We start from the raw sequence: 19,856 nt of genomic DNA, 5'->3' as shown, positions 1-19,856 counted from the left end.
ACTGGGCACAGAATAGAACACATGTTCCCTTGATCGTGCGACCCCCGATTTTGGCGGCCGATGCGGAGGGTGGTTGGCTTGGGCTCCCTCTCGAACACCGAGAACACCGACTGCTGGAGGAAGTGCCATGGCGCAGGTCGAGGCCACCACGGAGCGGGTCATCGCCGCCAAGCCGGACGACGTATTCGACGCGCTCGCCGACTACAGCGGCGCGCGCGCGAAGCTGCTGCCCGAGCACTTCAGCGAGTACGAGGTCCGCGAGGGCGGCGACGGCGAGGGCACGCTCGTCCACTGGAAGCTCCAGGCCACCAGCAAGCGGATCCGCGACTGCCTCCTCGAGGTCAGCGAGCCCACCGACGGCGAGCTCGTCGAGAAGGACCGCAACTCCTCGATGGTCACCACCTGGCGCGTGACCCCCTCCGGCGAGGGCGCCTCCCGCGTCGTCGTCAGCACTGTGTGGAACGGCGCGGGCGGCATCGGCGGCTTCTTCGAGAAGACCTTCGCCCCCAAGGGCCTCGGCCGCATCTACGACGAGGTCCTCGCGAAGCTGGCAGCCGAGGTGGAGAAGTGACCTTGATGTAGTGCTCACCGTTTCGAGTGGTTTTCCGCTCGCGCGCGGTTGTACGCCGTAGGGCTCCCACCGGCGCATTCGCGCCCGGAACCCGCCGGAGCCGTCGCTCGTCGCGCTTGCCCGCAGTTGTCGCGTAATGCGAGAAATATGCGGCGCAGGCGCGACGAGGGGAGCGACAGGTGGGCACGACGACGCTGGTGACGAGTGAGCCGGGGCCGGTGCCGGCGACGGAACCGACCCCGCACCCCGAGCCCCAACCGGCCGTGGAGCAGCGACAGTTCCCCGACCACGGCATCGGCCCGAGCCGGGTCCGGATGGTCTTCTTCGGACTCATGCTGGCGCTGCTGCTGGCCGCGCTCGACCAGATGATCGTCGCCACCGCGCTCCCGAAGGTCGTCGGCGAGCTGCACGGCCTCGACAAGATGTCCTGGGCGATCACCGCCTATCTCCTGACCGCCACCATCGGCCTGCCGATCTACGGCAAGCTCGGCGACCTCTTCGGTCGCAAGGGCGTCTTCCAGTTCGCCATCGCCGTCTTCGTCGTCGGCTCCGCGCTGGCCGGCTGGTCGCGCAACATGGACGAACTCATCGCGTTCCGCGCCGTCCAGGGCATCGGCGCCGGCGGTCTCATGATCGGCGTGCAGGCGATCATCGCGGACATCGTGCCTCCCCGCGAACGCGGCCGCTACATGGGCCTCATCGGCGCCGCGTTCGGCCTCGCGTCCGTCGCGGGCCCGCTGCTCGGCGGCTACTTCACCGACCACCTCACCTGGCGCTGGTGCTTCTACATCAACGTGCCGTTCGGGCTGGTCACGCTCGCCGTCGTCACCGTCGTGCTCAAACTGCCCCGCCCGAAGGTCAAGGCCAGGCTCGACGTCCTCGGGGCCCTGCTGCTCGCGGCGGCATCTACCTGCCTTGTGCTGCTGACCAGTTGGGGCGGCACCGAGTACGCGTGGGGTTCGCGCGTCATCCTGGGGCTCGCCGCCGGAGCGGCCGTGACGGCCGTGCTCTTCGTCGTCGCCGAGCACTTCGCCGCCGAACCCATCATCCCGCTGCGGCTGTTCCGCGACCCCGTCTTCAACATCACCGGCCTGGTCGGCATGGTCATCGGCATCGCCCTCTTCGGGGCGGCCAGTTACCTGCCGACCTTCCTCCAGATGGTCGACGGCGCGAGCGCCACCGAGTCCGGGCTGCTCATGCTCCCGATGATGGGCGGCATCGTCATCGCCTCGGTCGTCTCCGGCCAACTCATCAGCCACACCGGGCACTACAAGATCTACCCGATCCTCGGCGGGGCCCTCTCGACGGTGGGCATGTGGCTCCTGTCCCGCCTCGAAGTGGACACCCCGCGGCTGCACTACAGCCTCTTCATGGCCGTACTCGGCGCGGGCATCGGCCTGATCATGCCGGTTCTGATCCTCGCCGTGCAGAACGCCGTACGCCCCGCCGACATCGGCACCGCGACCAGCGCCAACAACTACTTCCGGCAGATCGGCGGCAGCGTCGGCGCCGCGATCTTCGGCACCCTCTTCGCCGACCGGCTCGCCGACGCACTCGCGGACCGGCTGCCCAAGGGGGCGGGCCTGCCCGACCCGGAGTCCATCACCCCGCAGCTCGTCCACGCCCTGCCGCCCGCGCTGCGCGACGGCTACATCCAGGCGTACGCCGACGCGATGCCCCGGATCTTCCTCTACCTCGTCCCGGTGCTCGTCCTCGGCCTCGTGATCGCCTTCTTCCTCAAGGAGACACCCCTGTTGTCCAGTGCCGCCCCCCACAGCGCCCCGAGCGGCGAGACCTCCTCCGTCCCGTCCCAGTCCCGGACCCCGTACGGCGCCGGCGTGCCGGTCTGCGGCATCGTCCAGCACTCCGACGGGACCGCGGTCCCACGCGCCGCGCTCACCCTCATCGACGTCGGCGGCCAGCAGATCGGGCGCGGCGCGAGCGGCGACGACGGCCGGTACGCCCTGTCGACGCCCGGCTCCGGAAGTTACGTCCTGATCGCGGCCGCGGGCGGACACCAGCCCCAGGCCGTGACCGTCACCGTGGGGGAGCGGCCCGTCGACCTCGACGTCGTCCTCGGCGGCGCCGGGCGGCTCGCCGGGAGCGTACTGACCGCCGACGGCGCGCCCGTGCGCGACGCCACCGTGACCCTGACCAACGTCCACGGCGAGGTTGTCGCCACGACCCGCAGCGGGCGCGAAGGCAGCTACGTCATCACGGAGTTGGTGGCCGGTGAGTACACGCTCGCCGGGAGCGCGCCGGCGTTCCGCCCCGCCGCGCTCCCCGTCACCGTGATGGCCGCGCGCGAGACCCGCCAGGACGTCGAACTCGCGGGCGGCGCCGTGCTGCGCGGCACGGTCAGGGCCGGCGGCGGCCGCCCCGTCGAGGACGCGCGCGTGACCCTCCTCGACGCGGCGGGCAACGTCGTCGACACCCTCACGACCGGCGCCGACGGAACCTTCCGCTTCGTCGACCTGTCGTCGGGCGAGTACACCGTGATCGCCGCCGGTTACCCGCCGGTCGCCACGGTGCTGCACATGGCGGGCGGCGGCCGCACGGAGCGTGACCTGCAACTGGGCCACGAGGACTGAGCGTCGGGGGCCGGGCAGGGCGCCCGGCCCCGGCGCGCCGCGCCCGTTCAATTCGGCCGATGCAGCCCCCTGTACCCCCGTACCGCGTACGGTGGAACGGGAAAGGGCCGAACCAATGACGCTCGGTCACCGCGCGGGGAAGGGAGCGCAGGCCCATGCACAGTGGCACCGGGACGGCCCCGCAGAGCCCCGTGCCCGGCCGTGTACCCCTGGCGGTCGTCGTGGTCGACGAGTCCGGACTCGTCTCGCACTGGAGCACCGGCGCGCGCCGCCTCTTCGGCCCCGCGCGCGCGGACGCCGTCGGCCACCCCGCCACCGACCTGCTGCCCGTATCCGGCGCGCTGCCCGAAGGGCCCAACTCCCGGGCGTACGGGGACGAGAGCGCGTACGACGGGCTCGGCCCGGACCTGGAGACCTCGCTCGACGGGCGGGCCTCCTACCCCGCCGCGGGCCGCGCCCGCCTCGAGGCTTCGCGCCACGAGCGCATCGACGTCCTGTGGTGGGCCTACCCGCTCGTCGGTCCCGGGCCCGAGAAGCTCCTCGTACTCGCGGCCGACGCCAACCGACTGCACGCCGAAGACGTGCCCGACGGGCATCCGCTGGAGCGCATCGCACCCGGCTTCGCCCTGCACACCGACTTCCCCGGAGCCGACGAGCTGGCCCGCGGACTCCCCGCCATCCTGCCCAGCATGAGCGTCGGCGAGAGCGCCCGCATCGTCTCCCAGGTGCTCGAACTCGGCTATCCCGTCCTGGAGTTCAGCCTCCACGACCGCGTGCCCGTCACCGCCGACTGGGGCGTGCCCCGGCGCGCCGAGCGCAAGGCCCGCAGGGAGGAGGCCGCCCGCGCGGCCGCGGCCGGACTACCCGCGCCGCGCCGCGCACCCGACGAGGACGACGGCGCCGACGACCTCGAGTACGCGGCCGTGCGCGAACACCTGGAGTTCCTCAACGAGGTGAGCGGGCGCATCGGTTCGTCCCTCGACCTGTCCCGCACGATCATCGAGGTCAGCCGGGCCGTCGTGCCGCGCTTCACGGACGTCGCGGGCACCTATCTGCGCGAACAGGTCGTCGCGGGTGAGGGGTTCCCCGACGGCCCGCCCGACGCGACCACGATGTGGCACCGCGTCGCCCTGGAGCACACGGACGAGCCGGGCCGCTGGGACGACGTCGTACCCGTCGGCGAGTCGATGCCGTTCCCCGCGCACACGCCGTTCTTCCAGTGCATGACCTCCGGGCAGCCCGTCCTCGTCCCGCGCATCACCGAGGAGATGGGCAACGCGATCGCGTCGCAGTTCGAGAAGCGCGACATCAGGCCCCTCATCACCGACCGCTCGATGCTGGTGGTGCCCCTGAAGGCGCGCAACGTCGTCCTCGGGTTCATGATCCTGCTGCGCCACCGGGAACGCCCGGTCTTCAACGACATGGACCGCGTCACCGGCGCCGAACTCGCCGCCCGCGCGGGCCTCGTCCTCGACAACGCCCGCATGTACACGTACCAGGAGAGCGTCGCCGAGACCCTCCAGGACAGCATGCTGCCGCACATCGAGCCCCACATGCCCGGCTGTGACATCGCCACCCGCTACCTGCCCGGCACCCTGCTCGGCCGCGTCGGCGGCGACTGGTTCGACTCGATCAAACTCCCGGGCTCGCGGACCGCTCTCGTCGTCGGCGACGTCATGGGCCACGGCCTCAACTCGGCGGCGATGATGGGCCAGTTGCGCACCGCTGTCCAGACCATGGCCGCCCTCGACCTGCCACCGGCCCAGCTCCTGCGCAACCTCGACGACCTCGCCCAGCGCCTCGGTGAGCACTACCTCGCGACCTGCCTGTACGCGGTCTACGACCCCATCGCGAACGAGCTGGAGCTCGCCAACGCCGGGCACATCCCACCGGTCCTCGTCCGCGCCGAGGACGGCCGCAGCGAACTGCTCGAACTGCCCACCGGCGCGCCCATCGGCGTCGGCGGCGTCGCCTTCGAATCGGTCCGCGTCCCGATGGCGCCCGGCGACCGGCTCGTCATGTGCACCGACGGCCTCGTCGAGGTGCGCGGCGAGGACATCGGCGTCGGCCTCGCCACACTCTGCGAGTCCGCCGCCCACCCGGCGGCCTCCATGGACACCGCCTGCGACACCATCATCAGATCCCTGAACACCCGTGGCGGCCGCAAGGACGACGTCGCCCTCCTCATGGCCCGGCTCAACGGCATCGCGCCCGAGGACGTCGCCCACTGGAGCGTCGCTCCCGAGCCCGCCGAGGTGCCCCGCACACGCGCCCTCGTCCGTGACCAGCTCACGGCCTGGGGCCTCGGCGCGCTCACTGCCCCCGCCGAACTCATGGTGGGGGAGCTCGTCGCCAACGCCGTGCGGCACGCCCGCACCCGCGGCGTCGAGGTGCGCCTGGTGCGCTCGGGGACCCTCGTGTGCGAGGTCGAGGACGACGACCAGAGGCTGCCCACGCTGCTCGGCGCGGGCCCGGGCGACGAGTTCGGCCGCGGCCTGCGTGTCGTGAGCGCCCTCGCCGGGGAGTGGGGCACGAGCCGTACGGGTTCCGGGAAAACGGTGTGGTTCGAACTGGCGTTGCCACGAGCGTAGTTGGCGGCGCGGGTCGCCCCGGCGTACACGTATCGAATGCGGCGTGAAGGTATGCGCCGGGTGCTTGTGAGCGGGCCCGGGGCGCGGTAGACCGATCTTGTCGTGCCACCCACCCCGGGAGTTGCAGATGAGCGTGACGAGTCGGTACAAGGACGCCTGGGAGAGTTTCTGGCGCGAGGCTCCCGGCGAACCCGGCGGGGTCTTCTGGGACGCCGAGCCCGCCCTCGCCGCGGGCGTCCATCTCGCCCTGTTCGAGCCGCACCTGGCGAAGGGCCTGCCCGTCGTGGACCTCGGCTGCGGGAACGGCACCCAGACCCGCTTCCTCGCCGACCGCTACTCGCGCGTCCTCGGCGCCGACCTCTCCGTCGCCGCCCTCGACCACGCCCGGCACGCCGACCCTGCGGGCCGGGCCGACTTCCGGCAGTTCGACGCCACCGAGCGGACCGAGGCACACCAGCTGCACGCCGAACTCGGCGACGCGAACGTGTACATGCGGGGCGTGCTGCACCAGTGCGAGTCCGAAGACCGTCAGCCGCTGGTCGACGGCATCGCGGCGCTCGTCGGCGAGCGCGGCCGTGCCTTCGTCGTGGAGCTCGCCGAGGCCGCCCGGCCTGTCCTGATGTCTCTCGCGCAGAGCCCCACGGGCCCGCCCGCGAAGCTGGCGCCGGTCTTCGCGCACGGCATCGCGCCCGGCGAGGTGTCCGACGCGGCGGTCCCCGACTACGTACGAACCGCGGGCCTCGACGTGCTCGCGAGCGGCGAACTCCCGCTCATCACCACCGAGTACGCACCCGACGGCACCCGTATCGAGCTCCCGTCACGATGGCTCGTCGTGGGGCGGTCGCAGTAGGCGCCACAGGCCGAGGCGGCGCAGGGCGTTGCCGAAAGGGCCCAGGAGATGCGGGCAGAGCGGCCGGCCGTGCCGGAGCGGGACGCCTTCGTGTGCGGTGACCGCGAGGAAGAAGCCGCGGCCGGTCCGGGTCTGGAGCGTGGTGTTCCAGCGGTAGCCGTGGCCCTGGGCCAGCGCGACCCGCACCGCGCGCCGGCCGAGTCCCCCCTGGCGGCGTGACTCCAGGATCCAGATGCCGAGGAGCCGGCCCGTGCGGCACGGCGCGCACAGCCGGAAGCGGACCTGGCCGACGAGCGTGCCGCTCTCGTTGTGGAGCAGCACCTCACCGGCGCCGCGCGCCGTACGGGGAGGGATGCTCGTGAGGCGCACCGGCCCGGACGGTGACGCCGGCGGGCCGGGGCCCATGAGGGATCGACCCGCCCGTCAGTCGCGAGAGTTGCCGAAGAGGAGGCGGTAGCCGATGAGCAGGACGAGCGAGCCGCCGATGGCCGCGATCCAGGTGGGCCCGTCGAAGAACTGGTTCTCGATCGGACGGTCGAAGAACCGCGACGAGACCCAGCCGCCGACGAAGGCGCCGGCGACGCCGATGAGGGTCGTGCCTATCAGGCCGCCCGGGTCGCGGCCGGGGAGCAGGACCTTGGCGATGACTCCGGCGGCGAGGCCGAGGATGATCCAGCTGATGATGCCCACGTGTGCGTCGTTCCCCTCGGTGATGTGTGGTGCCTTGTGCCTGTGTTTCCGGCTGAGCTTGTGCGTTGCGAATTTGCGCAACTGTACAGACAGAGGTGAAGACGCGATACGGCCCCGGTCGGTTGCACCAGGTCAGCCGTAGGACAGGTTCGAGCACAGGTTGTCGTCGGCGGAGCGGGCGTCGTCGGAGACCTGGGACGGTACGGCGGTGGGTTCCGGCGACGCCGTGGCGGCGGCCGACGGATGGTCCGCGTAGTCCTGCCCGAGGATCGCCTTGATGCCCGCGGTCGGGGTCTCTTCCAGGCGTGCGCCCGGGAACCGCTGGGCGAGCGTGCCCGCTCGCGCCTTCTCGCCGGGGCCGTACTGGATCAGGGTGGTGGCCTGGCCCTGGGTGGACGCCGTCGCCGTGCCCGTGATGGTGAACCCGTCGTCCTCCAGGGTGCGCGCGGCCTGGGCGGCCAGTCCCATGACGGTCGTTCCGTTGTAGACGGTGACGCGGATGCCGTCCCCCGGACTCGGCGCGGCGGAGGGCGCGGGGGAGGCGCTCGACCCGGCGCCCTTCTTGCCGCTGGCGTCCTTCCCGTCGATGGTCCGGTCGTCCCTGAGTGACGCCCACAGGGCGTCGGCGTCCGGTTCGACGACCGCGACGCGGCTTCCCTCGTAGCGCCAGGGGATGGTGACGAACTTGGTGTTGTGCAGGTCGATGTTCTTGAGGGACATCGCGAAGGAGAGGAGCTTGTCGGCGGAGCCGAGGCCGGGGTCGACGGTCATCGACCGCGTGGCCGCGTTCGCGAGCGGCAGGAGCTTCGTGGGCGTCAGACCGTCGCTCTTGACCTTCTTGATGAGGCTGCCGACGAAGGCCTGCTGCCGCTTGATGCGGCCGATGTCGGAGCCGTCGCCGATGCCGTGCCGCAGGCGGACGTAGTCGAGGGCCTTCTGCCCGGAGACGCTCTGCTCGCCGCGCGGGAACAGGAGCTTGCCCGGCGTCGTGCGATGGGGGTTGAGGTCGCGCTGGTGGATGGGCTGCGGGAGGCAGACCTTCACGCCGCCGACGACGTCGGTCAGGGCGGCGAAGCCCTTGAAGTCCACGACGACGGTGTGGTCGACGCGCAGGCCGGTCAGCTTCTCCACCGTGTTCTGCGTGCAGGCGGGGTTGCCGCGGGCGGTCTCGCCGGTCGAGTACGCCGCGTTGAACATCGTGTCGGGCCGCGTCCCCGTCCAGCTGCCGTCGGGGAGTTTGCAGGGCGGGATCGTGACGAGGGTGTCGCGCGGGACGGACACCGCGACGGCGTTGCGATGGTCGGCGTAGACGTGCAGCAGGAATGCCGTGTCCGAGCGGCCGATGTCGCCCTTGTCGCCGCCGCCCAGCGCCTCGTTGCCGCCGGTGCGTGCGTCGGAGCCGATGACGAGGACGTTCTCACCCTTCGACGCGTCGGCGTCCGGGCGGTCGCCGGAGATGCCGTCCGAGCTGAACGTGTTGATGTCGCCGCCGAGTTTCAGGTACACCCAGCCCGCGCCGCCCGTCAGGAGGACGAGCAGGGACAGGGCTATCGCGAGCGTGAAGCGCACGCGGCTGCGCCCAGGTCGCCCCGCGCGTACGGCGGACTTGGCGCTGCCTCCTCGGCGCGCGGGTGCCAACTGCTCACGGGTGCCTGCCATGGGGTGCGCCCTCACTCGGATCCGGAGTTGTACAGTTGCGCAATGTAGCAAGCTTCTTGGTGGGTGCCGTCCGTGGTGCCCACCTCATCCGAAGAGACGAAGGGTGGGGCGAAAATGTTCCGCAACGGTCTGGAGCCCTGGCACCTGCTCATTGTGGCGATCGTGGTCATCGTCCTGTTCGGTTCGAAGAAACTCCCCGACACGGCGCGCTCGCTCGGTAAATCGCTCCGGGTCCTCAAGAGCGAGACGAGGGCGATGAAGACCGACGAGGTCGAGGAGCGCCGGGACACGGCCGCCTCCTGACGTCCGGTGATCCGCCCTGACCGGAGGGGTGCCCGCCGCCTTTCGGTGGACTGGACCTCTGGCTCTCAGGGTGGCTCTGGCCTGCGCGTTCCCTGGCGCGTACCGTGATGCGCCATGAAGATCCTCATCAGCGCCGACATGGAGGGCGCCACCGGCGTGACCTGGCCGGGGGACGTGCTGCCCGGCACCCCGCAGTGGGAGCGCTGCCGGTCCATGTTCACCTCGGACGTCAACGCCGCCGTGCTCGGCTTCTTCGACGGGGGCGCCGACGAGGTGCTCATCAACGAGGCCCACTGGTCGATGCGCAATCTGCTCCTGGAGCAGCTCGACGAGCGGGCGGAGATGATCACCGGCCGCCACAAGACGCTCTCCATGGTCGAGGGCGTCCAGCACGGCGACGTCGACGGCATCGCGTTCATCGGCTACCACACGGGCGCCGGCACGGAGGGCGTCCTCGCCCACACGTACCTCGCCAACTCCATCACCGGCGTCTGGATCAAGGGCGTCCGCGCGAGCGAGGGCCTGCTCAACGCGCACGTCGTCGCCGAGTACGGCGTACCCGTCGTCCTCGTCACCGGCGACGACCTCACCTGCGACGACGCGCTCGGCTATGCGCCCGAGGCCCGCAAGGTCGCGGTCAAGGACTATGTGTCCCGGTATGCGGCTGTCTGTCGTACGCCGAAGCGGACCGCCGCCGACATCCGGGCCGCGGCGAAGGAGGCGGCGGCGCTCGCCGTGCGCCACGAGCCCGTCCAGGGCGGCCCGTTCACCATCGAGCTCGAGTTCGACGCCGAGCATCTGTCGATGGCCGCGACGGTGGTGCCCGGCGTCCGGCGCACCGGCGAGCGCAGGGTCTCCTACACGAACGAAAACATGTACGACGGCATCCGCACCTTCAAGGCGGTCACCACGATCGTCTCGGCCGCGGTGGAGGAACAGTATGGCTGACCAGGCATTTCAGGTGGACGAGCAGGCACTCGACGAGGTCGTGACCTTCACGTCCGAGCTCATCCGCATCGACACCACCAACCGCGGCGGCGGCGACTGCCAGGAGCGCCCGGCCGCCGAGTACGCAGCCGCGAAGCTCGCCGAGGCGGGCCTGGAGCCGACCCTCCTCGAACGCACCAAGGGGCGCACGAACGTCGTCGCGCGCATCGCCGGCACGGACCCGACCGCCGACGCGATGCTCGTCCACGGCCACCTCGACGTCGTCCCCGCGGAGGCCGCCGACTGGAGCGTGCACCCGTTCTCCGGAGAGATCCGCGACGGGGTCGTGTGGGGCCGCGGCGCCGTCGACATGAAGAACATGGACGCGATGATCCTCGCCGTCGTCCGGCAGTGGGCCCGCGCCGGTGTGCGCCCGCGCCGGGACATCGTCGTCGCCTTCACCGCCGACGAGGAGGCGAGCGCCGAGGACGGCTCCGGCTTCCTCGCCGACCAGCACGCCGGCCTCTTCGAGGGCTGCACCGAGGGCATCAGCGAATCCGGCGCCTTCACCTTCCACGACGGCTACGGCAAGCAGATCTACCCGATCGCGGCGGGCGAACGCGGCACGGGCTGGCTCCGGCTCACCGCGCACGGCAAGGCGGGCCACGGCTCGAAGGTGAACCACGCCAACGCCGTCACCAGGCTCGCCGCCGCCGTCGCGCGGATCGGTGAGCACGAGTGGCCGGTGCGGCTCACACCGACCGTGGCCGCCGCGCTCACCGAACTCGCCGCCCTGTACGGCATCGACGCCGGCGTGGACTCCCCGGACTTCTCGGCCGACGAGCTGCTCGCCAAGCTCGGCCCGGTCGCGGCGCTCGTCGCGCCGACCGTGCGCAACAGCGCCAACCCGACGATGCTGTCGGCCGGATACAAGATCAACGTGATCCCCGGCGAGGCGACCGCGCACATCGACGGCCGGTATCTGCCGGGCGGCGAGGACGAGTTCCGCGAGACCCTCGACCGGCTCACCGGACCCGATGTGGAGTGGGAGTTCGAGCACCGTGAGGTCGCGCTCCAGGCGCCGGTCGACTCGCCGACGTTCGCGAGGATGCGCTCGGCAGTGGAGGAATTCGCGCCCGAGGGGCACGTCGTGCCGTACTGCATGTCGGGCGGCACCGACGCCAAGCAGTTCTCGCGGCTCGGCATCACGGGCTACGGCTTCGCGCCGCTGAAGCTCCCCGAGGGCTTCGACTACCAGGCGCTCTTCCACGGTGTGGACGAGCGGGTCCCGGTCGAGGCCCTGCACTTCGGCGTCCGCGTGCTCGATCGCTTCCTGCGGTCTGCATAGGCGCCGCCGGGCGGGGTTCGGGCAAGCGGTTCGGGAGACGGTCTAGGAAATGGCGTCACACGTGGAGAACATGGGGGCCTCTGAAGTCATGGGGGGCGTGGACAAGTTGGTGCTGATCCAGAGTTACGGATCGTGGCCGTCGCCGATCACGGCCGCGCTCGCCGCGGCGCACGACGGGAAGCCGGAGTACGTCGGCTTCGTCGGCGACGAGGCATGGTGGACCGAGCCCCGCCCGGCCGAGGGCGGTCGGCGGGCCCTGGTCAGGCGGCGCGCCGACGGCACGGAGCACACCGTGCTGCCCGTGCCGTGGAACGTGCGCAGCCGCGTCATCGAGTACGGCGGACAGCCGTGGGCCGGCTCCGGGCGGCCCGAAGGCCCGCTTGTCGTGTTCGCCGACTTCGCGGACCAGCGGCTCTACGCCTACGAGCCCGACGCCCCCGGCGCCGTACCCCGCCCCCTCACGCCCGTCTCCGCGGTGGGGGACGGGCTGCGCTGGGCCGATCCGCAGATCCATCTCGACCGGGGCGAAGTGTGGTGCGTCCTTGAGGAGTTCACCGGGGACGGGCCGACCGACGTGCGCCGCGTCGCCGCCGCGGTGCCGCTCGACGGGAGCGCGGCCGAGGACCGCGGTGCCGTGCGCGAACTCTCCGACGGGCGCCACCGGTTCGTCACGGGGCCTCGTCTCTCGCCCGACGGCCGCCGCGCCGCCTGGCTCGCCTGGGACCACCCGCGCATGCCCTGGGACGGCACGGAATTGGTCGTCGCCGACGTGTCCGCGGACGGTACGTTCAGCGGGGCTAGGACGGCGTTCGGCGGGCCCGACGAGTCCGTCGCGCAGGTGGAGTGGGCGCCGGACGGCGCCCTCGTCTACTCCAGCGACCGCAGCGGCTGGTGGAACCTGTACCGCGTCGGCCCGGACGGCGCACCGCGGCCCCTGTGCCCGCGCGAGGAGGAGTTCGGCGGACCGCTCTGGAAGATCGGCCACCGCTGGTTCGCCCCGTTGGAGAGCGGCCTGATCGCCGTCGTCCACGGCGTCGGCGCCACCGCGCTCGGCGTGCTCGACCCGGCGACCGGCGAGGTCGTGGACGCCGCCGGCCCCTGGACCGAGTGGAGCCCCGCGCTCGCCGCGCACGGCACCCGCGTCGTCGGCATCGCCGCCAGCCCGCGCACCGGCCACGAGGTTGTGGAGCTCGACACCTGTACGGGCCGGGCGCGCGTCGTCGGCGCCGCGCACTCCGACGCCGTCGACCCCGCGTACTACCCGGAGCCGCAGATCCGCACCTTCGCTGGCCCCGAGGGCAGGGACATCCACGCCCACATCTATCCGCCGCACAGCCCCACCCACGCCGCGCCCGACGACGAACTGCCGCCCTACGTCGTGTGGGCACACGGCGGCCCCACCGGGCACTCGTCCCTCGTACTCGACCTGGAGATCGCCTACTTCACCTCGCGCGGCATCGGCGTCGCCGAGGTCAACTACGGCGGCTCCACGGGCTACGGCCGTGAGTACCGCAACCGCCTGCGCGAACAGTGGGGCGTCGTCGACGTCGAGGACTGCGCCGCCGTGGCGCTCGCGCTGGCCGCCGAGGGCACCGCCGACCGCGACCGGCTCGCGATCCGCGGCGGCAGCGCCGGGGGCTGGACCACGGCCGCGTCCCTGACCGGCACCGACGTCTACGCCTGCGGCACGATCCTCTACCCCATCCTCGACCTCACGGCCTGGGGCTCCGGCGAGACCCACGACTTCGAGTCCCAGTACCTGGAGTCGCTCGTCGGGCCGCTCGCCGAGGTGCCCGCGCGGTACGTCGAGCGCTCGCCGGCCGAGCACGCGGAGCGGCTCACCGCGCCGTTCCTGCTTCTCCAGGGCCTCGACGACGTGATCTGCCCGCCCGCGCAGTGCGAGCGGTTCCTCGCCCGCCTGGACGGCCGGCGCGTCCCGCACGCCTACATCGCCTTCGAGGGCGAGAGCCATGGGTTCCGCCGCGCGGACACCATGATCCGCGCTCTGGAGTCCGAACTCTCCCTGTACGCCCAGGTGTTCGGCCTGCATCCCATAGGGATCCCCACACTGGAGCTGTCCAAGTGACGTCGACGACACCGCTGACCCGTCCCGCACGCCTCGCCCCCGGAGCCCGCGTCGCCGTCGTCGCGCCCAGCGGACCTGTGCCGGAGGACCGGCTCGAGGCCGGGCTCGACATCCTGCGCGGCTGGGACCTGGAGCCCGTCGTCGAGCCCCAGGTCCGCGCTGTGCACGACCGGTTCGACTACCTCGCGGGCAGTGACGCCGAGCGCGCCGCCGGCCTCCAGCGGGCCTGGTGCGACCCGTCCGTGGACGCCGTCCTGTGCGCGCGGGGCGGATACGGCGCGCAGCGCATGGCCGACCTGCTCGACTGGGACGCGATGCGGGCCGCCGGCCCCAAGGTGTTCGTCGGGTACAGCGACATCACGGCGCTGCACGAGGCGTTCGCCGCCCGGCTCGGACTCGCGACCCTTCACGGGCCGATGGTCGCGGCGGCCGACTTCCTCAAGAGCGCCCGCGCACAGGACCACTTGAGGGCCACGCTCTTCGAACCGGAGACCGTACGGACGATCACGGCTGTGGAGGGCGGGCGGCCGCTCGTGGGCGGCACCGCGCGCGGCGTCACGCTCGGCGGCTGCCTCTGCCTGCTCGCCGCCGACCTGGGCACCCCGCACGCCCGTCCGTCGGCCGCGGGCGGGCTGCTGTGCCTGGAGGACACCGGCGAGGAGACGTACCGCATCGACCGCTATCTCACCCAACTCCTGTGCGCCGGCTGGCTGGACGGGGTCACGGGGATCCTGCTCGGGTCCTGGGCCGAGTGCGACGCGTACGACGGTTTGCGCGCGCTGCTCGTCGACCGGCTCGGCGGGCTGGGGGTGCCCATCGTCGAGGAGTTCGGCTTCGGGCACTGCGAGGGGGCGCTCACGATCCCGTTCGGTGTTCCCGGTGAACTGGACGCGGATGCGGGGACGTTGACCCTGGATGTGCCCGCGCTGGCCTGAATCGTTCGGTTGCTGAATCTTCGTCAAGAAACACGCGTCGCGGTGATTGACCCGTGTATGACACGTGTCACAACATGACCACGCCCAGACTTACCGGTCGGTAGCCGGTGGGTCTTCCTCAGCGTGGAGGTAGCCGTGTCCCGTGCCGTGCCCCGATCCCGACCGCGATCTCCACTGGCGCCGGCCCTCGCCCTCGGCGCCATGGTCGCCGCGCCGCTCGCCCTCGCCGCGCCCGCGAACGCCGCGCCGCAGACGAAGCAGACGGGCGAATACACCGTCACCGCACTGAAGTTCACGATCCAGGCCGGCGGCCGCAGCTGCGTCGTCGACGCCGACCTCTACCGGCCCGCGGGCGTCGACGCCGCCCACACCGCGCCCGCCGTCCTCGCCACCAACGGCTTCGGCGGCAGCAAGTCCGACGGCTCGACCGACGCCATCGGCAAGGCCTTCGCCGCGCGCGGCTACGTCGGACTCGTCTACTCCGGGCTCGGCTTCGGCAAGTCGGGATGCCTCGTCTCGCTCGACGACCCCCGCGTCGACGGCGCCGCGGCCTCCGGACTCGTCGACTTCCTCGCCGGGACCCGCGCGGCCGACGACGGCACGAAGGCCGACTACGTCACGAAGGACGGCAAGGGCGACCCGCGCGTCGGCATGATCGGCGGCTCGTACGGCGGGGCGATCCAGCTGGCCACCGCAGCGGTCGACCACCGCGTCGACGCGCTGGTCCCGATGATCACGTGGAACGACCTGGCCTACTCCCTCGACCCGAACAACGCCGCCGACCGCTCCGTCCCCGGCGCCTTCAAATGGCAGTGGACCAACGGCTTCTACCTGATCGGCGAGGGTCAGCCCCTCCTCGAACCGTCCCTCGACCCGTCCCGGATCAACAAGCTCACCTGCCTGCACTTCGTCACCGACGCCTGCGAGACGATCAGCACCCTGAACTCCGGCCGCTACCCGTCCGACAAGGCGGGAGCGATGCTCGACTACGCGCGCAGCGTCTCCCCGGTCTCGTATCTGAAGCAGGTCAAGGCGCCGACGCTGCTCGTGCAGGGCCAGTCCGACAGCCTCTTCAACCTGAACGAGGCGCAGGCCACGTACGGGACCCTCAAGGCACAGGGCACCACCACGAAGATGATCTGGCAGTCGTGGGGACACAGCGGTGGCCTCACCGATCCGGCGAGCGGTGAACTCAACCTCGCACAGGGCAACCTCGAGACCTCTTACGTCGGCAAGCGGATCCTCGCCTGGTTCGACCGCTACCTCCAGCACAAGAAGGACGTCGACACCGGGCCCGCGTTCGCCTACTACCGCGACTGGATCACGGACCCCGGCCAGACCTACGCCACCGCGCAGAGCGTCCCGGCGCTGAGCCGGAAGCTGTACCTCTCCGGCGACGGCAAGCTCGTCGACAACCGGTCGAAGGTCGCGCGCGGCAGCCGCCAGTACCGGAACTGGCTGATCCCCACCAGCCACTCCGAGTCCTCCCTCGCCGGCCTGATCGGCCTCCCCGACCCGGCCCCGCGCGACACCGCGGGCACCTACCTCGGCTGGACCAGCGAGCCGCTGACCCGCACGACCGACGTCGTGGGCTCCCCGAAGGCGACCCTCAGGGTCGTCTCGCCGAAGACCGAGCGGGTCCAGAACTCGGACGACGCCGCAGACAAGCTCGTCCTCTTCGCGAAGCTGTACGACATCGCGCCGGACGGCAGCAAGACACTCGTGCACCGCCTGGTCGCACCGGTCCGCGTGCCGGACGTGACCCGCTCCTTCACGGTGTCGCTGCCCGGCATCGTCCACCGCTACGAGAAGGGGCACCGGCTCCAGTTCGTCATCGCGGCGAGCGACGACGCGTACGGCGGCAACAAGGGCATCAAGCCCGTCACCGTCACCAGCGCGCCAGAGGACACCGGCATCCTGGAGCTGCCCGTCGTCGGACAGTAGGCCCGCCCCAGGTCCGGTTGGTGGCGCCGTCACCCGTACGGCCCCACGCCCCACCCGGAGGGACACCTCGCCGTGCGCGAACCCCGCCCGGCTGCACATGCTGGGCGGGGAAGGCACACGTCGCCACGGCGGAAGGGTCCCACCGGTGAGTCCCAAGGACACGGCGAGCTCCGACAGCAGCGCAGGCACAGGCACCTTCACACCGGGCCGGATCGCGATCACCGTGCTGGTCGTACTCGGCGCCGTCGCCATCATCGGGGTGATCTGCGGCGGCTACGTCATCCGCAGGCGCAAGTGAGGCGGACCCGCACCGGTCCCACGGCCGCCGCGTAGGCTGGCCGGATGTCTGCCACCGGCCACCGCCACCTCGCTGAAGGCCCCCGCGTGGGCATACGGCCCTTCGCCCTCGCGGACGTCGACGAGTTCACGGCGCGAGCACGGGAGAGCGAAGACCTGCACCGCCCCTGGCTCTACCCGCCGACCGCCGCCGACACCTACGCCGCCTACGCCGGCGCCCTCATCGACGACCCGACGCGGTTCGGCTGCCTGGTGTACGAGCGGGCGGACGGCGGCATCGCCGGCTTCATCAACATCAACAACATCGTCCGCGGCGGCTTCCGCTGCGGCGCCCTCGGCTACGGCGCGTTCGCGCACGCGGCGGGCCGCGGCCTCATGAGCGAGGGCCTCGGTCTGGTCATCCGGTACGCCTTCGGCCCCCTCGGACTGCACCGCCTGGAGATCAACGTGCAGCCGGGCAACGAGGCGTCCATCGCCCTCGCGCGCCGCGCCGGGTTCCGCCTCGAGGGCTACTCGCCCGACTTCATCTTCATGGACGGCGCCTGGCGCGACCACGAGCGCTGGGCGCTCACGGCCGAGATGCCCGGTGCTTCCGGTTGACCTTCATCGTGTCCATGTCCGTCGCCGACGACTTCAGCACCCCGAAGCCGTACCCCTCACCGAGCGCCCTGAGCGACGCGTCGGCCCGCTCCTCGGCGAGAGCCTCCGCCATCTCCTCGCCGTCCTCGGCATCCGACTCCACGACGAACCGGTACGAGAAGTGCTTCAGCACCCGGTCGTACGTGAGCGATCCCTCCGGCGTGAACCTCATCGACGCGAGCCCGTGCTCGTCGACCTCGGCGAGCAGCCGCTCGCGCGCGCCGTCCGCCAGACCGTCCCATGTGCCGCGGACGATGACCCGATAGGTGTGCTGCGTTCCCATCCGCGGAGGGTAACCCGGCGGGCCCGAATGCGCCTTTGCTTAATTCTGACCCGGAGAGCCCCTGGTCAGCTCATGCGGGAGCCTGTTCCATGGTCGTCGGGGCACACCGCGTGCGGACGGCGGGCCCCGCGAACCGGGAGGCGGACTTGACGGACTCGCAGGCCGAGCGGACGACCCTTCGACGCGACGTACTGACCCTGCCCGGCGTGGCGGTGGGCGCCCCCGACCCGCTGCCGCCGCTGCGGCCCCTCGACGAACTCCACGAACTCGACGACCGCTCCAAGCAGGGCATGCCGCGCGACATGGCCCGCCAGATCGGCTACGAGAAGCTGCGCAGCGTACTGCCGGAGCGGCTCAAGAACAGCTACGGGCGCGAGCGCACCCCCCTCACCCTCGACACGCTCGTGATCGAGAACGACCGGCTGCGCGTCACGGTCCTGCCCGGCCTCGGCGGCCGCATCCACTCGATGTTCCACAAGCCCACCGGCCGTGAACTCCTCTACCGCAACCCGGTGTTCCAGCCCGCCGACTTCGCGCTCAACGGCGCCTGGTTCTCCGGCGGTATCGAGTGGAACATCGGCGCGACCGGGCACACCACCCTGTCCTGCGCACCCCTGCACGCCGCCCGCGTCACCGCGCCCGACGGCGGGGACATGCTGCGCCTGTGGGAGTGGGAGCGGCTGCGCGACCTGCCGTTCCAGGTGGACCTGTGGCTGCCCGCCGGATCCGACTTCCTCCACGTGGGCGTGCGGATACGCAACCCTCATGAGCGGCCCGCGCCCGTCTACTGGTGGTCGAACATCGCCGTTCCCGAGGAACACCGCGTCCTCGCCCCCGCCGACGAGGCCTGGCACTTCGGCTACGAGCGCACCCTGCGCCGCGTTCCCGTCCCGGAGTTCGACGGCGTCGACCGCACCTACCCCCTCAGCGGCGAATACCCGGCCGACTACTTCTACGAGGTCCCCGACGGGCAGCGCCGCTGGATCGCCGCCCTCGACGACGACGGCCACGGACTCGTACAGACCTCGACCGACCTCCTGCGCGGCCGCAAGCTGTTCCTCTGGGGCCACGGCGCGGGCGGCCGGCGCTGGCAGGAGTGGCTGACCGAGCCGGGCACGGGCGGCTACGCCGAGATACAGGCGGGCCTCGCCCGCACCCAGCTGGAGCACGTACGCCTGGACGCCGAGGGCGAGTTCGCGTGGCTGGAGTCGTACGGACCGCTGTCCGCGGCGCCCGACGCCGTGCACTCGGCCGAGGACTGGGCGGTCGCGCGCGGTGAGGTCGAGGAGTGCCTCGAAGCCGCGCTGCCGAGGGCCGACGTCGACGCCGCTTACGAGGCCTGGCGCCCGCACGCCGACACCGAACCGGGGGAGTTGCTCGCGGCCGGCTCCGGCTGGGGCGCCCTCGAAGTGCTGCGCGGCGACTTCAAGCTCCCCGGCACCCCCTTCGACGAGTCGACCCTCGGCCCGGCGCAGACACCCTGGCTCGACCTCCTGCGCACCGGCTCCATCCCCGAGCCGCGCCGCGTCGGACCGCCCGGGCCCACCCTCGTCGCGCCGCACTGGCGGGACATGCTGGAGACGGCGCCCGCACAGCCGCTCACCGAGTACCACCTCGGCGTCGCCCAATGGCACGCGGGCGACCTGGCACAGGCCGTACGCAGCTGGGAGCGGGGTCTCGAACTCGCCCCGTCCCTCTGGCCGTTGCTGCGCTGCCTGGCCGTCGCCGACCAGGAGGCCGGTCATCGTGAACGCGCCGCCGACCGCTACTCCGAAGCCTTCGACGACCTGTGCCAGGAGAGGCGCGACGACGGCGAGGCGTGGACGGCGGCCACCGCGGCACTGGGCCGTGAGGCCATCGACGCGCTGCTCGCGGCCCGCCGCCCCGGACCGGCCCGCGCCGTCTGGGAGCGGCTGCACGCCGCGACACGCGCCCGCGGCCGCTTCCGGCTCGTCGAGGCCCGCCTCCTGATCGCCGAGGGCGACAAGGAGGCGGCACGGGCCGTGTTCGACGAGGGCTTCGAGGTCGCCGACCTGCGCGAGGGCTCGGGGGCCATCGCCGAGCTGTGGGCGTGCCTCGCCGCACCGGGCGAACGGCTGCCCGCCCAGTACGACTTCAGCATGCTGCCCGGGGAGTCCTGAC

Annotated in this window: 17 protein-coding genes; 13 read left to right on the top strand and 4 right to left on the bottom strand. The window is 71.9% G+C overall.

The features are described from left to right. Window positions 1-127: 127 nt before the first annotated feature. The 4 genes from ACWFR4_RS05920 (at window position 128) to ACWFR4_RS05905 (ending at window position 6,603) form a co-directional block, all read left to right on the top strand. Window positions 128-571, top strand: coding sequence for an SRPBCC family protein (locus ACWFR4_RS05920; RefSeq protein WP_453456339.1), 444 nt, complete (start codon window positions 128-130; stop codon window positions 569-571). A gap of 179 nt (window positions 572-750) precedes the next feature. Continuing rightward, a complete protein-coding gene (locus ACWFR4_RS05915; RefSeq protein ID WP_453456336.1) occupies window positions 751-3,162 on the top strand; it encodes an MFS transporter in 2,412 nt (803 codons plus the stop codon). A 155-nt stretch (window positions 3,163-3,317) separates the two neighbouring features. Further along, window positions 3,318-5,753 carry a SpoIIE family protein phosphatase gene (locus tag ACWFR4_RS05910; RefSeq protein WP_453651055.1) on the top strand — a complete coding sequence of 812 codons (2,436 nt, stop codon included), beginning with the start codon at window positions 3,318-3,320 and terminating at the stop codon, window positions 5,751-5,753. A 127-nt stretch (window positions 5,754-5,880) separates the two neighbouring features. After that, a complete protein-coding gene (locus ACWFR4_RS05905) occupies window positions 5,881-6,603 on the top strand; it encodes a class I SAM-dependent methyltransferase (protein WP_453456330.1) in 723 nt (240 codons plus the stop codon). Here the strand turns inward: ACWFR4_RS05905 and ACWFR4_RS05900 are convergent. The 3 genes from ACWFR4_RS05900 to ACWFR4_RS05890 form a co-directional block, all read right to left on the bottom strand. Further along, window positions 6,571-6,972: a hypothetical protein gene (locus tag ACWFR4_RS05900; protein ID WP_453456328.1), complete on the bottom strand. Its 402-nt coding sequence runs from the start codon at window positions 6,970-6,972 to the stop codon at window positions 6,571-6,573. The two genes, ACWFR4_RS05905 and ACWFR4_RS05900, sit on opposite strands and share 33 nt — an antisense overlap. Before the next feature lie 54 nt (window positions 6,973-7,026). After that, the gene (locus tag ACWFR4_RS05895; protein ID WP_453456325.1) at window positions 7,027-7,293 is read right to left on the bottom strand and encodes a GlsB/YeaQ/YmgE family stress response membrane protein; all 267 of its coding nucleotides are present in this window, start codon (window positions 7,291-7,293) and stop codon (window positions 7,027-7,029) included. Between the two features lie 132 nt (window positions 7,294-7,425). Then, complete coding sequence (locus tag ACWFR4_RS05890; protein WP_453651053.1) at window positions 7,426-8,952, bottom strand: LCP family protein; 1,527 nt, start codon at window positions 8,950-8,952, stop codon at window positions 7,426-7,428. A gap of 114 nt (window positions 8,953-9,066) precedes the next feature. Here ACWFR4_RS05890 and tatA point away from each other — a divergent pair, with 114 nt between their 5' ends. The 8 genes from tatA (at window position 9,067) to ACWFR4_RS05850 (ending at window position 17,392) form a co-directional block, all read left to right on the top strand. After that, window positions 9,067-9,255 carry a Sec-independent protein translocase subunit TatA gene (tatA, locus tag ACWFR4_RS05885; RefSeq protein WP_453651052.1) on the top strand — a complete coding sequence of 63 codons (189 nt, stop codon included), beginning with the start codon at window positions 9,067-9,069 and terminating at the stop codon, window positions 9,253-9,255. Between the two features lie 114 nt (window positions 9,256-9,369). Then, a complete protein-coding gene (locus tag ACWFR4_RS05880) occupies window positions 9,370-10,203 on the top strand; it encodes a M55 family metallopeptidase (protein ID WP_453456319.1) in 834 nt (277 codons plus the stop codon). Next, window positions 10,196-11,530, top strand: a complete 1,335-nt coding sequence (locus ACWFR4_RS05875; protein WP_453456316.1) for a M20/M25/M40 family metallo-hydrolase — start codon at window positions 10,196-10,198, stop codon at window positions 11,528-11,530. Before ACWFR4_RS05880 ends, ACWFR4_RS05875 begins: the two co-directional genes overlap by 8 nt. 88 nt (window positions 11,531-11,618) lie before the next feature. Continuing rightward, window positions 11,619-13,616 (top strand): dipeptidyl-peptidase 5, encoded by a 1,998-nt coding sequence (locus ACWFR4_RS05870; RefSeq protein ID WP_453456445.1) that lies wholly within the window; start codon window positions 11,619-11,621, stop codon window positions 13,614-13,616. After that, on the top strand, window positions 13,613-14,551 hold the full coding sequence (locus ACWFR4_RS05865; RefSeq protein WP_453651050.1) for a S66 peptidase family protein: 939 nt from the start codon (window positions 13,613-13,615) through the stop codon (window positions 14,549-14,551). Before ACWFR4_RS05870 ends, ACWFR4_RS05865 begins: the two co-directional genes overlap by 4 nt. A 201-nt stretch (window positions 14,552-14,752) precedes the next feature. Then, window positions 14,753-16,495, top strand: coding sequence for a CocE/NonD family hydrolase (locus ACWFR4_RS05860; protein ID WP_453651413.1), 1,743 nt, complete (start codon window positions 14,753-14,755; stop codon window positions 16,493-16,495). Window positions 16,496-16,640: 145 nt separating this feature from the next. Beyond that, window positions 16,641-16,793, top strand: coding sequence for a hypothetical protein (locus ACWFR4_RS05855; RefSeq protein ID WP_453456310.1), 153 nt, complete (start codon window positions 16,641-16,643; stop codon window positions 16,791-16,793). A gap of 44 nt (window positions 16,794-16,837) precedes the next feature. Beyond that, window positions 16,838-17,392: a GNAT family N-acetyltransferase gene (locus ACWFR4_RS05850; RefSeq protein ID WP_453456307.1), complete on the top strand. Its 555-nt coding sequence runs from the start codon at window positions 16,838-16,840 to the stop codon at window positions 17,390-17,392. On the opposite strand, the gene ACWFR4_RS05845 is transcribed toward ACWFR4_RS05850, so the two are convergent. Continuing rightward, the gene (locus tag ACWFR4_RS05845; protein ID WP_453456304.1) at window positions 17,361-17,714 is read right to left on the bottom strand and encodes a DUF6204 family protein; all 354 of its coding nucleotides are present in this window, start codon (window positions 17,712-17,714) and stop codon (window positions 17,361-17,363) included. The two genes, ACWFR4_RS05850 and ACWFR4_RS05845, sit on opposite strands and share 32 nt — an antisense overlap. A gap of 146 nt (window positions 17,715-17,860) precedes the next feature. On the opposite strand from ACWFR4_RS05845, the gene ACWFR4_RS05840 reads away from it, so the two are divergent. Continuing rightward, window positions 17,861-19,855, top strand: coding sequence for a DUF5107 domain-containing protein (locus tag ACWFR4_RS05840; RefSeq protein WP_453651048.1), 1,995 nt, complete (start codon window positions 17,861-17,863; stop codon window positions 19,853-19,855). Window position 19,856 lies beyond the last annotated feature (1 nt).

This window comes from Streptomyces sp. NPDC055140, assembly GCF_053607285.1.
This window is presented reverse-complemented; position numbering and strand designations above follow the sequence as displayed.